Source organism: Paenibacillus sp. NRS-1760 (assembly GCF_050467785.1).
Classification (GTDB): domain Bacteria; phylum Bacillota; class Bacilli; order Paenibacillales; family Paenibacillaceae; genus Pristimantibacillus.
In genome coordinates this window covers 168,440-184,842 of sequence record NZ_JBITPK010000014.1, presented here as the reverse complement: position 1 = coordinate 184,842, position 16,403 = coordinate 168,440, and the positions used below count along the sequence as shown (strand labels likewise).

The window sequence follows — 16,403 nt, the reverse complement described above, 5'->3', positions numbered from 1 at the left end:
TTAGAGCACCTGCTTTACTGGATAACTGACGTTCAAGGATTGCATATATGTCTTCAATACTTCTTTGTGATTGTAATGGGTGCGCAAGAAGCTTTGCGATGACTCCAGCAATGATTTTGCCCTTTGAGGATCATCGAATAGCTGCTTGATTTTCCCATAAAATTGCTCCGGCCGATCAGCGACCATGATATGCTCGTTATCTACAAGTCCTGTTCCCTCGTAGCCGATGGAGGTGGAAATAACCGGCAAGCCGTTCTGAATCGCTTCAATCGTCTTCAGCTTGACGCCTGCTCCGTTCTGCATCGGGTTAACGAATAAATAGCCGCTTCGGTATATTTCATCCAAACTCTTTGGCGTATCATGTACAATGACATTCTTTAGGTTGTAGCTCTCGAGCCAGCTAAGGCTCTGTTTTCTGCTGTTTCCTGCTATGATGAACTTATAGTCCGGCTCCTTCAGCATCAGCGGGTGGATATGCTCCAGATACCACTGAATTGCTTCTCGGTTGTTCGGCATAAATAGGGAACCAATGAACACGACATGCTTGCTGCGAAAATCACTAGCTTCGAAGTTGACCTTCGTAACCGGAGGCGGAAGGAACAAGCTTTTTGCAGCAGGATGCTGTTTGCGGAAGCTTTCAAATTCCTTGCTCGATATAAACAAGTATTTATCCACCTTCTCCAGCATTTTTTTTTGCAAAATCGTGAATTTGCGGCTCTCCATGTGGTAATACATTTTGTGAACGACGTTTTTAGTGCTATTGGCTAGCGCCTTGAAATAGACCGCTTCATCGTTATGCACTCGTAGGATAACCGTATCATGTTTGATTTTTGGATTTTGCAAAACCGGATACACATAGTCGCCTTCAAGAAGTACATAATCATAATCTCCTGCCAGCTCTACATTACTTAGTTCACTGCGCGACTGCACCTGCATCGGAATAACATGCAGCAGATCAGCCAGCTTGCTTCTTCGATCACATAACGTAATCTCTTCCACGTAATTATATACTGTGTCCATTTCTTCCTTAGATGGCATCTGCTTGCCGCAAACGAGCAAGTGGATTTTCCAGCCAAGCTCAGCGAGCACCTTGATTCTTCCCCATGTGTCTACCCTTCCGCCATGATCGGCGGGATAGGGAAAATCACTGCACACCACAAGCATCTTCATTTGGATACCCCCGACCTTTTTGGTTGATCTATATCGTTTTTTCCTAAAAAAAGGCTAATAAAAGCAAATAGCAGCCATATCTCATATTTAATCTCCAAGGAAACAAGAAGCATTGAAAATAAGATAAAAACTAAAGCAAGAAATAATATAGAGCTGGATTTCACTTTGACGATCAGGTTTTTGGCAAGCAGATAAAAGAACACAACTGCGAAGAGCCCGCCAAACATAATCCATTGGAAAAAGCCCGATTTGACGCCTAAGTTTTTGTCCGAGCCCGAATATTGCAACAGCTCCCCCGCATTAATTTGGCTGATGCCAAATGTATTGTAATAGAAATGGGACATCATGCTGATCGAATCATTCACATACTTATCGAAATACATGAGATATGCTCCTGTGCCAACCCCGAGCGGATTGTGAAACACCGTAATCAGCGCGATGATGATCGTTCCCATACGCGTGTAGGAAGATGTGTAGTTTTCGATGTCATTACTGAACGAGCTGACCAGCCCCGCAGAAAAATTAGTGATGAACATATACATGGCCAGAACGACTGAGATGAGCAAAACAAAATTTTTCTTTTTTCGAAAATCCAAAAACTTAATCATCGTCACGACTAACGTGAACAAGCTGATAATCATAAACCCTTTGGAGCCTGTAATAAATAAGTAAAACAGAAAAAAACCTGAAGCATAAACGATCGTTAGCGTCTTGCCGAAACTGTTCAAATACTTTGTCAGATATACCAAAATGGATGCATATACGACCACGATGGAGCCAGTCGTGCTGCTCTCCGAGGTCAGCATCCGAACCCTCCAATAAGGGCTGCTCCCTGCATGCAAATACGTGAAGGCGTTCGGCATACTCATAAGCTCCAAGATCATAATGACCGTCAGCAGCGTAACGATTGCTAGGAAGCAGCCATACAGCGTCTTAAAGCTTGTAATTTTGGAAAAAATGAGCTGCATATGCCTGATATAAAGCAGGATGAGCACAAAATAAATAAGTACCTTTATCGCTTTGCCAAGCAGACTCTCTGATCCGAAGCTGTAGCTGCCTTGAATGAATTGAATTAGCAAATAGGCAATGCTGATAAAGCACAAATATAAAATAAATCCGAATATATACTTCTGCAGCATGCTGCCATGCATCACCCGCTTATGCTTCGCCAGCAGCCCAATTTCGCATAACACAAACAGCGGAACCAGCAAAATAATGGGTGACCTGCCAATCTCGCCGATTATGTTGACTAACGGGAAATCCTGGTAGACGGTCAGCACCAGCAAGAAGCATAAATAAATCGCCAAAAAGATTTGCTGCTTCTCTTCTTTTTTGGCTAATTTAGCTTTAATCACTAGATTGCTTTGCAAGATTTGGCTCATCTTCTCTCCATCCCCGTAAATCTAGACGTATTTTTTGACGGCGGAGGATAACGGTTTGCTTGATTTCTGCAAGGCTTCCTCGTAAAGCCGCTCGATTTGGTTGTTCATTTTATCCGAATGGAATTTCTCTTGGAAAATGTCCCATCCCGCTAAGCCAAGCGCTCTCAGCTTCGGCTTGTCCAGCTCATGAATGATGTCTGCCAGCTCCTGCTTATTATCGAAGTCGAATACATAACCGTTAACGCCATCGCTAATAATTTCCGGCAGAGCACCTCGATTGCTCGCAATAACCGGTTTCTTATTCCGCAGCGCTTCAATGGCGACGATGCCAAAGCCTTCCCAGCGAGATGGAATAATGACCGCATCACAGGATTGCATATAACGATCGATCTGAGAATTGTCCACCCAGCCGATCTTAATTGTGTTCTCAGGAAACTTGTATTCAACTTCCTTCAGCACAGTATCGCCAACCAAATATAGGCGAACGTTTGTAAACTGATGCTTGTTGAACACCTCAAGCAGCAGATCAAACCCCTTCTGCCGATCGAAGCGTCCTACATAAAGTAGATGAATCATGTCAGGATCAGTCTCGAAAGGCGGCGTGCTTAATTCCGACGTATCCGAAACGCCGTTATAGACGACTCCCGACTTGGCTGCTGGCAGTCCATAATGCATGGCCTTCTCATATTCATGCCTCGAAATATTGATAATGAAATCAGTCCGAAGTGCGAGCGTCTTCTCAACTAAGGCGAATATCCGCTGCTTCCACGGCTTTATATCCATCAGAAAAGCCCAGCCATGCGCATTATAGATGACGATCGGGCGCTTGCTCTTGAAAAAAAACAACGTCCGCAGGAAAACACCTGCGAACGTTCCGTGTACATGTACAATATCAGGCTTGAAGTCCTTTACCTTACGATGAATAGCTTTCATGGCTTTCACAAAATAAGCCGGCTTCCTCTTGTAAGGGTACAAGCACAGTCGATCTTGGCTAATTTGAAGCGACTCAGGGCTCGAATTCTGCTCAGAAGCCATAAGAAAAATATCATGTCTGCTCGCTTGGTAGCTCAGCACCTCGTTCAAGTGCGTCTCGATACCGCCCTTCGTAAACTCCGAAATATGCAGGATTCTTGCCATTTTTATCAACTCCTCAAAGTTTTGCGAAGCAAAACTGACTTCGTAAGCATAAGCTAAGTTTTGCGTAGCAAAACTTACTTCGAAAGCATTAGCTTAGTTTTGCGTAGCAAAACTTTCTTCGTAAGCCTTGACACTCTAAAAAGCATCCTGAGAGCCGACTAACGTTTTCACCGTTCTCAGCATAATTTTGAAATCGAACCAAATGCATCGCTTCTGAATATAAGTTAGGTCAAGCTCAACCATTTGCTTAAAGCATAGATTGTTTCTGCCGCTTACCTGCCAAAGTCCCGTGCAGCCTGGCGTTACGGACAAGCGCTGCTTGTCGTACTCCGTATATTCCGCTACCTCCCTTGAAAGAGGCGGCCTTGGACCAACCAAGGACATTTCGCCCCTCAGCACGTTCAGCAGCTGAGGCAGCTCATCGATGCTCGTTTTGCGAATGATTTTACCGATCTTTGTAATGCGCGGATCATCCTTCATCTTGAACATTGCACCGCTAATTTCGTTCTTATCCAGCAGATCCTTCAGCTTGTCCTCGGCACCCGTCAGCATCGAGCGAAATTTGTACATGCGAAACGGCTTTTCATCCTTGCCGATCCTTGTTTGATAGAAGAAGACAGAACCTTTAGGGTCCTCCCACTTAATAAGGATAGCGATGATGATAAACAGCGGGCTTAACAGGATTAAACCGACTAGCGAACCAACAATGTCAATCGTGCGTTTGATAATCGAATACATGCTTACCGTTTGCTGAGCGCTGCGCCTATTCGAATAGTAATCAGAAACGCCGATTACCGCTTCATCCTGATATTGTGGAGGTGTCATCTTCTATCACTCCTTCCAGCTAATAACTGCTTGCTAAGCTCCCGTTCCATTAATTCCTCAAGCTCAGTCATCAACTGATACTTAATTTCATTATTTCTTAGGGCAAAGTCAAGCGTCGTCATAATGAAGCCAAGCTTCTCTCCGACATCATAACGAATGCCTTGGAAATCAAAGGCGTAAACACCTTTTTCTACGTTAAGCTTTTGAATCGCATCGGTAAGCTGAATTTCGCCTCCAGCTCCGCGCTCATGGCGTCCTAAATATTCGAATATATCGGGGGTGAGCACATAACGGCCCATGATGGCTAGATTGGAAGGCGCTTGTCCTTGCGGCGGCTTCTCTACAAAACGATTAACCTCATAAAGATTGTCTACCCGCTGCCCTGGGTCAACGATACCGTACCGATGCGTCTGATCAACGCCAACCGTCTGTACGCCAATGACCGAGCGGCCGGTTTTCTCATATTGCTCAATAAGCTGCCTTGTGCAAGGGACTTCTGCTTCTACAATGTCATCCCCAAGAAGCACTGCAAACGGCTCGTCCCCAATGAAGTTGCGAGCGCACCATACCGCATGCCCAAGCCCCTTGGCTTCTTTTTGCCTTATGTAGTGAAGATTCACATTTGATGATTTTCTTACCTTTTCCAAAATATCAAGCTTGCCTTTTTCTTCTAATATATGCTCAAGCTCAAATGCGATATCGAAGTGATCTTCAATCGCCCGCTTTCCTTTACCCGTTACGACGATGATATCCTCAACGCCTGATTCAATGGCTTCCTCTACAATGTATTGAATGGTCGGTTTATCGACGATCGGAAGCATTTCTTTTGGCATCGCTTTGGTTGCCGGTAAAAACCGTGTTCCAAGTCCTGCGGCGGGGATAATGGCTTTTCTCACTTTTTTCATTTGATTTCACCCTATCCTAATATTTTTTTTTTGGTTGTTAAGGGGCATCTAACCCCTCCTCACGTCACACCCTTGACGATTAACGTCTAAGGTCGGCTGACCCACAGCATGACCGAGTGCCTCCGGTGATAGAGGTGCAGGAGACATTACCTATCTATTTCTTGCTTCTATGAGCTGGAGCAAAGACGATTAAGCTTCTGTCTTTTCTCCGTAGTAGTAAGAGTAGATATCTGAATGATTTCGATTGATCTTATTCAGCACGACACCGATAAGATTTGCTTTCACATGTTCAAGTGACGCTTTTGCTTTAAGGGCAACATCTTTTTTCACTTTTCCCGAGTCGATCACAAGAACGACCCCATCGCTTTGCGTTGCTACAATTTGAGCATCCGTTACAGACATGATCGGCGGCGTGTCGATAATGACGACATCGTACCGCTCTCTAGCTGTCTTAAGCAGCTCCGCCATTTGCTCCGACGAGAGCAGCTCGGAAGGATTGGGAGGCGTTGGCCCCGCTTGGATAATGGACAGATTGTCCGTATTCGTAAACTGAATGATGTCCTCAAGCTTCAGTTGGTTCAATAAAGCCGTCGTTAAGCCGCTGCGGTTGGACTTCCCAAAGATATGATGCTGCGAAGGCTTGCGGAGATCCGCATCAATCAGAAGCACCTTTTTGTTTGCTTGTGCAAACGCGACTGCCATATTGGCGCATGTCGTGCTTTTGCCCTCGCTTGGCTTGGAAGAGGTGACCATAATAATTTGCAGCTTTTGATTAATTGTCGAGAACTCAATGTTTGTCCGCAGCATCCTGTACCCTTCAGAAATGGGCGATTTGGGATTCAGCTCCGTTATCAAGTTCCACTTAGGAATCAAACGAGACATTTTGTTCCCTCCCTGCATTCGTCTTTAACGTGGCGTTGCCGCTGTGTTCTGTCGCATCCCGCTCTTCGAACTTCGGAATCGATGTTAATACAGGTACTTCCAGCAGTGCCTCGATGTCCTCTTCGGTCTTAACCGTGTCATCCAAGTAATCCAGCAGGAAGGATATGCCTACACCTACCATCAATGCCATCATGAATGTGACTGCAATGTTCATCTTAGGATTCGGAGCAACGGGTCCGTGTTGTTCATGCGGATCAGCTTGGTCCAGCACGGAAACATTATCTACCTTCATCAGCTCTGGAACCGATTTTTGAAAAACGATGGCAATCGCATTCGCGATTTTTGCTGCTTGCTCATAAGAGTCATCACGTACCGATATGGACATGACCTGTGTTTCATTCACTGAGCTTACGCTTACCTTGCCGATGAGCTCGCCGTATGTCACACCGAGATCCGGGTATTGCTTGACAACTCGCTTCATCATTCGCGGCGTTCGCAAAATCTCTTTATAGGTTTTGATAAGTCCGATCGTGGAGTTAATCGATCCAACATCTATGCTCGGAATGAGCGAGCTGCTGTCCTTATACTGGTTAACGATTAACTTAGCGGATGCTTCATACTGTGGTTTGATAAAGTAGCTGGAGTAAATGCCGATGGTTAGACAGCTCACTGAAATAATTAAAGCTATCATCAATAGCCTTCTTTTCACGATGATCCAATACTGTTTTAATTCCAAATCATTTCCTCCATTGCTTTAAAATCATCCGTTGCCGAACTTCACGAAAGTTGTTCTTAATGAATATTAAAATTCTCTCATTATTCGAAACGCGAACTTTTGGGCATCGTTTGTTTACAGGAATAGGTTTATCCATGGATTCCTGCTTAGACATAAAATGTTATCATCTCGTGTTATTAATGAACTCATCCACGGTCCCGCCATTCATTACATGCTCCATCATATCGTCAGAGCAGGCTTGCAGGCCGATCTTACCGAGCAGCTGAGATATCAGCTTCGCCATGTCAATCGGTTCATTATGGATTAGGCAGCCAGTTGCCATAAGCAGCTCAGGCAGCGACCTCGCTTCCGATTGACCGTCTTTCTGTAATAGAGAAGGATCCTCGGATAGTATTTTCAAAAACTGCTTCAGCTTCATCTGCTTCTGCTCCTGATTTGAAACATTCATCTCTGAAACCTCCATTCATCAGCTCGCTCATACATTTTGAGTTTTGGAAAGCTTCTTGTCTCTCTTTGCACTCTAGTATGACACAGATGATAATAATTCTTGAGGGAATAAAGACATGGTCACACTTAGACAATCTTGCTCATTTTCATTATGGTTTTCATAAGTACGGACTCCTAATTGATGCGAATAGTGGGATATGTCATGTCATGTTTTTTATCGCCAAATTGATAATTCTGACTATTGAAAGCGCTTAATAAATAATGGGTGAAAGTCCCACTTGGGACTCATGTTTTCCCGCATGCTTTTTCCCTCTAACCCATGTGAAATAAAGGTTTTTTTCCTGTTTGCCACTTTCCAACGAACGAAGAATCCAATTAAAATTCCACTAATTCATCGAAAAAATAAGGGACTATTGACCAGCATCCTACCTAAGCAGCAGTAAAACACCATTCGACATATTTCGCATTCCTCTTTTTCCTGTACGTTTTAACCCCTAACTGCTGCAAATTTACACTTAAAAAACAAAAAAAAGCGGGGTTTGAATTGAAAAAGGGACTATTCGGAGCCTAAAAAGCGGATATTCCATCGTTCTCAGCTAATCGATCATACGTTTCAGCAATCTATATTTTGCACCCTGTCAGGATAAACCAACATCATTCGGGATAAATATAAAGCTTCTAAAGCACTGAAATCATAGAGCATTCCCTATCTTTTTGTCCCAAAATAACGTTTGGCGCTCTTCTACTAACGTCCTACTTCATTGTCTTTCTGACAAGTTTAGTCATCAAAAAAAAGAAGAGCATCGATGTCATCGCCGCTCTTCTTCGCATTTTTTCTACCTATTGTATATTAACTAGAAATCTTACTCCATGACATAAGCCAGAAGCAAAGCAGACGTGCCAACGATGGCATCTGCGTGTGTGCGTTCCATGCCATGGGAAGCGTGAACGCCCGGTCCGATTAATGCCGCACGAATATTGCTTCCGCCGCGCAGCGCAGCCGATGCATCGGAGCCGTAGTGCGGGTAAATATCTACAGCATAAGCTAGGTTCTCACGCTTCGCTAATTCAATTAACTTAGTCGTCATATTATAATCGTATGGTCCAGTCGAATCCTTGGCGCAAATGGATATATCCTGCTCTGTCGCAGAAAGATCATCTCCCAGCGCTCCCATATCCACCGCAATCATCTCCGTTATATCCTCAGGAATATAAGAACTTCCGTGTCCCACCTCTTCGTAGGTCGAGAAGATCAGCTTGAGTGTATGTGCAGGTGTGTTCCCTTCGCGCTTGAACCATTCCATTAATCCAAGCAGTGCTGCTACGCTTGCTTTATCGTCCAAATGCCGTGACTTCACCCAGCCATTCGGAAAGATGCGCACTCGCGGCTCCCACGAAATGATATCGCCTACGGAAATGCCCAGCCCCTCTGTATCTGCTTTGGTTTTCACCAGCTCATCTATGCGAATTTCCATATTCGCTTCTTCGCGCTTCCACTCCCGCGAATCGGAGTATACATGTACAGAGGCTTTCGTAGACAACACCGTTCCCTCATATTTCCGGCCGTCACGCGTGTGAATAACGCAATACTCCCCTTCGACCGTTTGCATATTGTAGCCCCCGATCGACGTGAAGCGAAGCTTCCCATCCGACTTGATCGAACGAACCATCGCTCCAAGCGTATCCAAATGCGCGGTTATGCCGATCACTTTCTCTGAATTGACGCCTGGAATGGTTATCATTCCGTTGCCTTTTGGCGTTATTTCGAGCGAATAGCCAAGCTTCTCTGCTTCCACTCCAAGATGCTTCACAATGTCCATACAGTACCCGCTAGGGCTTGGAATGTTCAGTAAAGCTTCGAGCTGGCTAAGAATAAAATCCCGATTAAGCTGTTTCGAAAGTGGCAATGACATGATAATGTGCTCCTTTTAAAGCTATATTTTTTATAACCTCTCATTACTTCAATGCAATATACAAATCAATTTCATTATCGGGACTTTCGGGTTGATATCGTTCATCCCAAATTTCAAAATCATAGTTTTTGGGTTCATTTCCCGTTTCACTCATCCAATCGCCATAGACATAGCCGTACGAACGACTTAGCTCGGATTCAAGTCCTTTGTGCTTGTATGTAACATACTTACTTTCAGTCACGGTATGACTAGTCATATCTACTGGAACATCAGCTTGTTCACTTACCTCGTAACAGATCAGATTCGTAAACCGATCGACCTGTGGGTCAAAATCATCATTCATGGGGTAGATTTGCATTAAAATCACATTTTCATTTTTTCTATTCATAATTTCCGCTTTTCTTTCAACGAGTAATCGATAAATATTCTTGCCAAGACCAGACTCAAACTCTGTTATGTTAGATTCAATACGATAACCTACAACATGTAATAAAGGTAATGTTATTACTTTAGCTTCCATAAGCTCTCCTCCATTAGCAGCATTGATCCTTCTATTTTACGCGATTGCGCGTCAGGATCAAAGTATACCCTCTATTCATCCCGCTTTCGTTATCTTGCTTTTACATTCTAAAATACGTACATACGTTCACTTTCGAGGTTATACTAATGATGGAGGTGAGCAAAATGGTGAAACAACACTCAGAAACATTGACCGAGGAACGGTGGCATGCCATCTTAAGCAACAATGCTGCTTATGACGGGATCTTCTTTTACGCGGTGAAAACGACAGGAATATTTTGCAGGCCATCCTGCAAATCCAAACCGCCCAACAAAGAAAATATTGCTATCTACTCTACGGCCGAGCAAGCTTTATCTGCCCGCTTTCGCCCATGCAAACGATGCAAGCCTACCGGGATGCGCCTGCCTGATGATGAATGGATTCATTTGGCTGCCGAATATATCGACAAAAACTATATGAACAACTTAACTTTACAAGTCGTTGCCGATCAATGCCACGGCAGCCCCTATCACCTGCATCGGACCTTCAAAAAAATCAAACACATGACACCCGTTGAATATATACAGCAATTACGAGTCGATAAAGCGAAGGAGCAGCTGACATCATCCGATTTGTCCATTTCAGAGATCGGTTCAAGCGTCGGCATGCATAACACGCCGTATTTTGTAACGTTGTTTAAAAAGAAGACGGGCTGCACACCCGCAGCCTATCGGCAATTGCACAAACAGGAGGCTGATTCGAATGACCAAACACAGTAAACCGCCCATTTATTGGACATTGCTCACGCACGAGGCTTGGAGCCTATACGTTGCAGCCACAACGGAGGGACTATGTTTTATCGGCTCTCAGAATGAACCGATAGACGAGCTGCTCCAATGGGCAAATACCCGCTATCCAGGCAACCCTTTACTAGAGAATATTGAGCTGCTCCAGCCTTATACAATTGAAATAGCTGAATACCTTCAAGGTTTCCGCAAGCAATTCAGCATCTCCTTCCACTATCAAGGAACAGCCTTCCAACAGGAAGTATGGAAAGCACTTTGCGATATTCCTTATGGGGAAACGAAGTCTTATTCCGATATTGCCCATCAAATCCAGCGGCCCGCAGCTGTTCGCGCTGTGGGCACGGCGATTGGCGCTAATCCGATCTTAATTACAATTCCCTGCCATCGCGTCATTGGAAAGAACGGATCGCTGACTGGATACCGCGGCGGCATAGAAATGAAAACAAAGCTGCTTCAGCTGGAAAAACACTAATATGACGATCGAATATTTATATACACAGCCCAAAACCTTATTGAATAAAGGAACCGGCTTTCTTACCGGCTACAGCCACTCCTTAAATCCTTATACAGGGTGTACGTTTGGCTGTTCCTACTGCTATGTGCGGAAAATGCCTGTTTCTTTATTTCGAGGCGCCGAGTGGGGAACATGGGTCGATATTAAGAAAAATGCTGCTGAAGTTTTTCGCAAACAATTTTTAAGAGAAAAGTCTAAAGGTCCGGTTACTATTTTTATGTCATCCAGCACTGATCCCTATCAGCCGATTGAATATAAGGAACAAATTACTCGCTCCTTGCTCGAGGTGATGGTTGATGACCCGCCTGATTTTTTGTTCGTGCAAACGCGAAGCCCGCTTGTTCAGCGGGATATTGATCTGCTCTTGCGACTTGGAGAGAAGGTTCGCGTCAGTATGACAGTCGAAACAGATCGCGAGGACATTCGAAAACATTTTTCACCGAATGCCCCACCGATTAAGGCTAGGCTAAAGACGCTTCAACTGCTAGCTGATGCGGGCGTTCCCACTCAAGCGACGATTGCCCCCATGCTGCCAAGCAGTGAGCAATTCGCCGAAATACTGCGCCCACTCGTTGAACGCATCTGCATAGACGATTATTTTATGGGTGACGGAAGCAGTGGAAAACGAACGCGACAACTAGGCATCAATGCTTTGTATGAGCAGCTAGGTCTTGAGGAATGGTATCATCCGGCTGCTTATCGCGTCGTTTACGAGCGGTTCAAGCAGGTTTTTTCGGAGGATCGCATTTATGTAAGCCAGGAAGGCTTTGAGCCTTAGCTTTTTTTTCGTTTCATACCGCGTATTATGATTTTGGTTTCTTGATCGACGCGGTATGATTCTATTATTTTTTGCAGAGCTTTGTTGTAGGTGAATTCATCTAAAGAATTAGCACCGCTTTTCAAATAATTCATAGTAGCCTCTGGCTGCTTAATATAACAAATCGACAATGCCCATGCTACCGCCATCTTGACGTAATACGTCTCTCGTTTCGTCTGATCAAGCAGCTGCAAGAGGCGCTCGATATAAGTTTCTTCAATATAATAGCCAAGCAGCATAACCACGCCAAAGCGTATCTCATACTCTTTGTCAGATACCAAATACGGCTGTATGAAATCCCATACCGCTGACTTATTGTCCGTTGTAAATTTCAGCCCATTGCAAAAGCTGTCACAGACTGACCAATTGTCTATCTTCGGAACAAATTCAGCGACAATGTTTAAACGTTCTGTGATATCCGCTTGGGCATAACCAATGACCATCCCCTGCAGCATCACTTCCTCAAAGTACTCGCTATCCGCATCCTTTAAATAGGTACGCCAGTCATCACTTGCTATCGTTTTGGCCAGCTGGCGCAGCTTCGGCAGCCGAACGCCCAATACATTATTAATTGTAGGAATAAGCGCAGCCGTAAATTTCTGAAAATCGTCTTCCTTCAATGCTATGAGCTGTTCTTTTATTGTTTTCTCCATGTTGTTGCTCCTTTTAGCTTACTCCATTGACAAGGTCCACAAATAAATCGAAGCCACTGAACCATAGGGCGAATACCTTAGCCGGTAGGTATCGAACTGTTCTTTGGTTAAATCTTGAAGACCATACAGCTTCATCATCCCGCGGCGAATGGCAATATCTCCCCAGCTCACCACATCTGGGCGCTCCATCGCATGAATGAGCAGCATTTCAGCCGTCCACTTGCCAACTCCCTTTAAGGACATCAGCTGCTTGATTACCTCTGCATCCGATAAGCGGTTCAACTCTTCCAGCCGGATTTCACCTTGCATAATCGATTCCGCAATGCTTTTTATGCAAACGGCCTTCTTCATCGTTATCCCGCAGCTTTGAATCTGATCTGCCTTTTGATTAGCTATGTTCGAAGGGGATATTTCTCCAAGCCGCACCTGCATTCGCTCCCATATGGTGTGCACTGCTTTAGCTGAAATCAGCTGGCCTACAATCGCATAAACGAGTGAAGTGAATAAGTCCGGCATGATGATGCGTTCGACTTTTCCGAGCCGAGACATGGCAGCACCAAGCGCTTCATCTACGCTTTTCAAATAATCGATCTCTGCTTGCCCATAGTCAAAAAGCTTTGTTTGTATCGTTTGCAGACGGCTCGCCCCCTGTAAATCGAAATAAATAGCTGTATATTCTTACTATACCTCATCGGGCTTTGTATGTTTTAATTACCGAATATAATCGCAAGATAACGAAATCGGCGACGATAAAAATAACGGACATCAGATGCCTTATTTGCTTTGAATTCCTCTTTTTTCAAAAGTAACGGACATAGAGTACGCTATTAGGCTCCAAGCGTTATGATTTAACACGATTTCGACTAAATAGTGGAATCTATGTCCGTTAGATGCAAATTAAGCCCAAATTATGAAGAATAGCGGATTCTATGTCCGTTAGCATCAAGCCTGAGTCACAAATGTATAGGTATGCTTAGAAGGAAAACGACCATTTCATAAAACAGCGGCAGTTTTGGACTGTTTCATCTCGTCCATCGCTGCCGCTGTATTTTAAATGGGATAGGTTTAATCGTTCTACTCTACTTTTATTTCTACTGCAGCAAGTGATAGTTGTTTTTGATGTAGTTAGCTCCGGATAGGATGGTCAACGCCAAGGCAACATACATCAGAATTTGATCGACAGGAATCGCTGTCAAAAAGCTGAGCTGACGATGGTTTAACAACACCGCTGAAATCGCAACAACTTGAAAGACCATCTTAATTTTGCCGAATTGGTCGGCTTGCAGGGCAATTTTTTGAGATGAGGCGACAATTCGAATGCCCGTTATAATAATCTCTCTTCCGATAATCACAACTGCGATCCAGCTGTAAATCATCTGCTCGCCTACCATTAATATTAACGCGGCGGATATTAGCAGCTTGTCTGCCAGCGGATCGAGCAGCTTGCCAAGATTCGTAATCTGATTATATTTTCTTGCGATATGTCCATCTAATTTATCCGTCGCTGAAGCGAGTATAAATAATGCTGCGGCATAATAAATGCCATAGGTATCTATATGTAGAAAAAATTCTGATTTGCTGATTAACCACTCGGGGTATATCGGAAAAAATAAAATAAACACAGGTATTAATAAAATACGAGCAATCGTTATTTTATTCGCTAGATTCATATGGTTCCTCCTTCGCATTATGCTAGTCATTATACCATATGTTGGTAGGCTTCTGAAGAAGCTGCCTGCGCGCCTCCATAACCTCTCCTTATTCTCTTTTTAAAGACTGATCAAGCATATCCCAATCGGCAAGTGAGGCGTCAAACAGCATTAGCCCGTCTGTGTACCGGAAAGCCGAACGGAATACCTCACCCTGCCGCTTGGCGCTATTCATCTGATTAAGGGAAATGCCCGCATATACCGGAACTTCTCCACCTGTGGCAATATTGCCAAGGGCCATATATTTCTCCACCTCGGCCAGCGTATCCTGATACGTACCAATCATGAGGAAATCCAAGTGCCGAACATAGCCAGTGCCTCGGTAGTCCTTGGTATAGACGGAGCCCTCCTGAAATTGAAGGCGGCTGTCATATTGAAAATCCGGGCTGGCCCAGTTTGCACCGTTGACATAATAGGTATCAAACCAAGACCCCACGTAGGCAGATAACAAAACATCGCTTCCCGTTTGTCGCTTATGACCGTCCACCATCTCCTTGACCTCCGCAACAAAAGAGGTAATGACGCCTGCACGGAAAGCCCACCAGTCCAAAATCAACGGACCATCTATTCTCGTATTGCCTTGATAATCGAATATGTCCTCTGGCCAACGATGAAGCCGTTTGCCCCTTTCCGCCAAATAAGCCTCAAAGCGGCTTCGTGTCAAAGGACTGAAGTCCGCCGTTTCATTGTCGTATCTGCCCCGGTCCAAAATAATGCCGTCCACCTGATAGCCGGCAATCACTTCCCGGAAAGCAGCCAATTGATGCTCGCGCACCTTCTCATGAAGCGGGTTGGCAAACGCAACCAAGCCCGGAGCCGAGCTGTCTCTCTGCCGTTTGATCACGCCTTCATCTTGATGCTTGTAAACCATTTCCTCCCATTCAGGATGTTCATTTAGAATCGCATATTGACCACGTACAATAGAGCCTTCTGCAAATACATTCATGGATGCATGAATAGCTAGACCAAGCTGATGCCCCTCCTCTATAAAAATCTGCAGCAAATCCAGCTTTGGATAAGGAGTACCCTGCTTAGCGTTTACGAATTCACTCATGTGGGGACGGCTCGTCAGCGGATTTTTGAAGTAAGAAACGTACCCCTCCACCCCTTTAACGTCAAGCGCAATATCCGTAACGCCTGCATGTTTTGCACGCTCCAGCAGTTTTCTTACAGCGTCCGCAGACTGCAGCTTCCCACTGTTGGCTCTCTGATCTATCCAAAGGATGACCCTCTGCTTCCTCTCAGCACGGCTCTTAGAAAAAATGGCTAAGCTTCGAGCAACTGGGGTTTCGTTCCCCGCTTTGATCTCCACATCAACAAAGTTGACGCCAAGCGCCAGTTTCAGTTTATGGGCAAAAATACCCTGCTCGTCAACCACAGCCGCTTCACCATTAATCGTTAGCGCCGGAAACTCGCCCGCATTGCCGCCGCTCACATTACCGCTAACTGTGGTAACGGTCTGCGTTTCCGTATAAACGGATGGATGATTCAAATAAAGGCTGAATTCATGATCAGCAGCGCCTGCCAGCCCGTGATGATCAGTCACCGCACCATCCTTGCGCAGCTTGATACGGTCTCCTTTTCTAAAGCAGGTAGACAAAAAGAAGCGGCTGCTTTCCGGAGCATACAAAGGATCAATGGCAACAAGCGCATAACCATCCTCAGGGATGTCTAGTATCGTTGGGCCCGACCAGGCCGGGGCAAAGCCGACAGGCGCTTCATTAACGACGCGTAAAACCAAGCCGCCTGCTCCCGCCTGCACCGCAACGCCATTCTCAGGAACAGTGACCGATTCCCCCCATGCGCTTGTAAACAAGACAAGCCACTCTTCGGCCGACGGAATGGTGTTGACAGCCGTAATAGCGTGCCGCTGCCCTTCTAATGTAATCGTAATATCCTCTGGCGCAGCTTCCACTTGGGCATGGATAGCAAGCATATCAACCTCACTGCCTTTATGCGGCTTAAATGGTTCGTTCATTTCTGTTCCCCCTCAGTCAATTATGCTAGG

General features: G+C 44.9%; 17 protein-coding genes. 3 read left to right on the top strand and 14 right to left on the bottom strand.

Translation table 11 applies throughout. The features are described 5' to 3' along the window. The 10 genes from ACIFSR_RS20120 to ACIFSR_RS20075 form a co-directional block, all read right to left on the bottom strand. On the bottom strand, positions 1-1,170 hold the full coding sequence (locus ACIFSR_RS20120) for a glycosyltransferase family 4 protein (RefSeq protein WP_339204777.1): 1,170 nt from the start codon (positions 1,168-1,170) through the stop codon (positions 1-3). Beyond that, positions 1,167-2,552 (bottom strand): hypothetical protein, encoded by a 1,386-nt coding sequence (locus ACIFSR_RS20115; protein ID WP_339204778.1) that lies wholly within the window; start codon positions 2,550-2,552, stop codon positions 1,167-1,169. Before ACIFSR_RS20115 ends, ACIFSR_RS20120 begins: the two co-directional genes overlap by 4 nt. A 21-nt stretch (positions 2,553-2,573) precedes the next feature. Further along, positions 2,574-3,689: a glycosyltransferase family 4 protein gene (locus ACIFSR_RS20110; RefSeq protein ID WP_430059505.1), complete on the bottom strand. Its 1,116-nt coding sequence runs from the start codon at positions 3,687-3,689 to the stop codon at positions 2,574-2,576. A gap of 135 nt (positions 3,690-3,824) precedes the next feature. Beyond that, positions 3,825-4,514: a sugar transferase gene (locus ACIFSR_RS20105; protein WP_076269100.1), complete on the bottom strand. Its 690-nt coding sequence runs from the start codon at positions 4,512-4,514 to the stop codon at positions 3,825-3,827. Further along, positions 4,511-5,419 carry a UTP--glucose-1-phosphate uridylyltransferase GalU gene (gene galU, locus ACIFSR_RS20100; RefSeq protein WP_076269101.1) on the bottom strand — a complete coding sequence of 303 codons (909 nt, stop codon included), beginning with the start codon at positions 5,417-5,419 and terminating at the stop codon, positions 4,511-4,513. The genes ACIFSR_RS20105 and galU overlap by 4 nt, the downstream gene beginning before the upstream one ends. A gap of 189 nt (positions 5,420-5,608) precedes the next feature. Further along, entirely contained in the window at positions 5,609-6,301 is a 693-nt protein-coding gene (locus tag ACIFSR_RS20095; RefSeq protein WP_339204780.1) for a CpsD/CapB family tyrosine-protein kinase, read from the bottom strand. Next, entirely contained in the window at positions 6,282-7,037 is a 756-nt protein-coding gene (locus tag ACIFSR_RS20090) for a YveK family protein (RefSeq protein ID WP_339204781.1), read from the bottom strand. The genes ACIFSR_RS20095 and ACIFSR_RS20090 overlap by 20 nt, the downstream gene beginning before the upstream one ends. A 163-nt stretch (positions 7,038-7,200) precedes the next feature. Continuing rightward, positions 7,201-7,485 carry a hypothetical protein gene (locus ACIFSR_RS20085; RefSeq protein WP_430059502.1) on the bottom strand — a complete coding sequence of 95 codons (285 nt, stop codon included), beginning with the start codon at positions 7,483-7,485 and terminating at the stop codon, positions 7,201-7,203. A gap of 862 nt (positions 7,486-8,347) precedes the next feature. Then, positions 8,348-9,397, bottom strand: coding sequence for a M42 family metallopeptidase (locus ACIFSR_RS20080; RefSeq protein ID WP_076269105.1), 1,050 nt, complete (start codon positions 9,395-9,397; stop codon positions 8,348-8,350). Between the two features lie 43 nt (positions 9,398-9,440). Beyond that, positions 9,441-9,917, bottom strand: a complete 477-nt coding sequence (locus tag ACIFSR_RS20075; RefSeq protein WP_430059500.1) for a GyrI-like domain-containing protein — start codon at positions 9,915-9,917, stop codon at positions 9,441-9,443. Positions 9,918-10,081: 164 nt separating this feature from the next. Here ACIFSR_RS20075 and ACIFSR_RS20070 point away from each other — a divergent pair, with 164 nt between their 5' ends. Genes ACIFSR_RS20070 through ACIFSR_RS20060 form a run of 3 tightly spaced genes read left to right on the top strand, consistent with a single transcriptional unit; the run spans position 10,082 to position 11,994 of the window. Further along, complete coding sequence (locus ACIFSR_RS20070; RefSeq protein WP_430059498.1) at positions 10,082-10,675, top strand: bifunctional transcriptional activator/DNA repair enzyme AdaA; 594 nt, start codon at positions 10,082-10,084, stop codon at positions 10,673-10,675. Further along, the gene (locus ACIFSR_RS20065; RefSeq protein WP_430059496.1) at positions 10,659-11,174 is read left to right on the top strand and encodes a methylated-DNA--[protein]-cysteine S-methyltransferase; all 516 of its coding nucleotides are present in this window, start codon (positions 10,659-10,661) and stop codon (positions 11,172-11,174) included. The genes ACIFSR_RS20070 and ACIFSR_RS20065 overlap by 17 nt, the downstream gene beginning before the upstream one ends. 1 nt (position 11,175) lies before the next feature. Continuing rightward, on the top strand, positions 11,176-11,994 hold the full coding sequence (locus tag ACIFSR_RS20060; protein WP_430059494.1) for an SPL family radical SAM protein: 819 nt from the start codon (positions 11,176-11,178) through the stop codon (positions 11,992-11,994). Here the strand turns inward: ACIFSR_RS20060 and ACIFSR_RS20055 are convergent. The 4 genes from ACIFSR_RS20055 to ACIFSR_RS20040 all read right to left on the bottom strand — a co-directional run bounded on the left by ACIFSR_RS20055 (position 11,991) and on the right by ACIFSR_RS20040 (position 16,373). Continuing rightward, on the bottom strand, positions 11,991-12,686 hold the full coding sequence (locus tag ACIFSR_RS20055; RefSeq protein WP_430059492.1) for a DNA alkylation repair protein: 696 nt from the start codon (positions 12,684-12,686) through the stop codon (positions 11,991-11,993). The two genes, ACIFSR_RS20060 and ACIFSR_RS20055, sit on opposite strands and share 4 nt — an antisense overlap. 18 nt (positions 12,687-12,704) lie before the next feature. Next, positions 12,705-13,322: a DNA-3-methyladenine glycosylase family protein gene (locus tag ACIFSR_RS20050; protein ID WP_339209742.1), complete on the bottom strand. Its 618-nt coding sequence runs from the start codon at positions 13,320-13,322 to the stop codon at positions 12,705-12,707. A gap of 455 nt (positions 13,323-13,777) precedes the next feature. Further along, positions 13,778-14,356 carry a CDP-diacylglycerol--glycerol-3-phosphate 3-phosphatidyltransferase gene (pgsA, locus tag ACIFSR_RS20045; RefSeq protein WP_339204789.1) on the bottom strand — a complete coding sequence of 193 codons (579 nt, stop codon included), beginning with the start codon at positions 14,354-14,356 and terminating at the stop codon, positions 13,778-13,780. Between the two features lie 88 nt (positions 14,357-14,444). Next, on the bottom strand, positions 14,445-16,373 hold the full coding sequence (locus ACIFSR_RS20040) for a family 10 glycosylhydrolase (protein WP_430059490.1): 1,929 nt from the start codon (positions 16,371-16,373) through the stop codon (positions 14,445-14,447). Between the last annotated feature and the right edge of the window lie 30 nt (positions 16,374-16,403).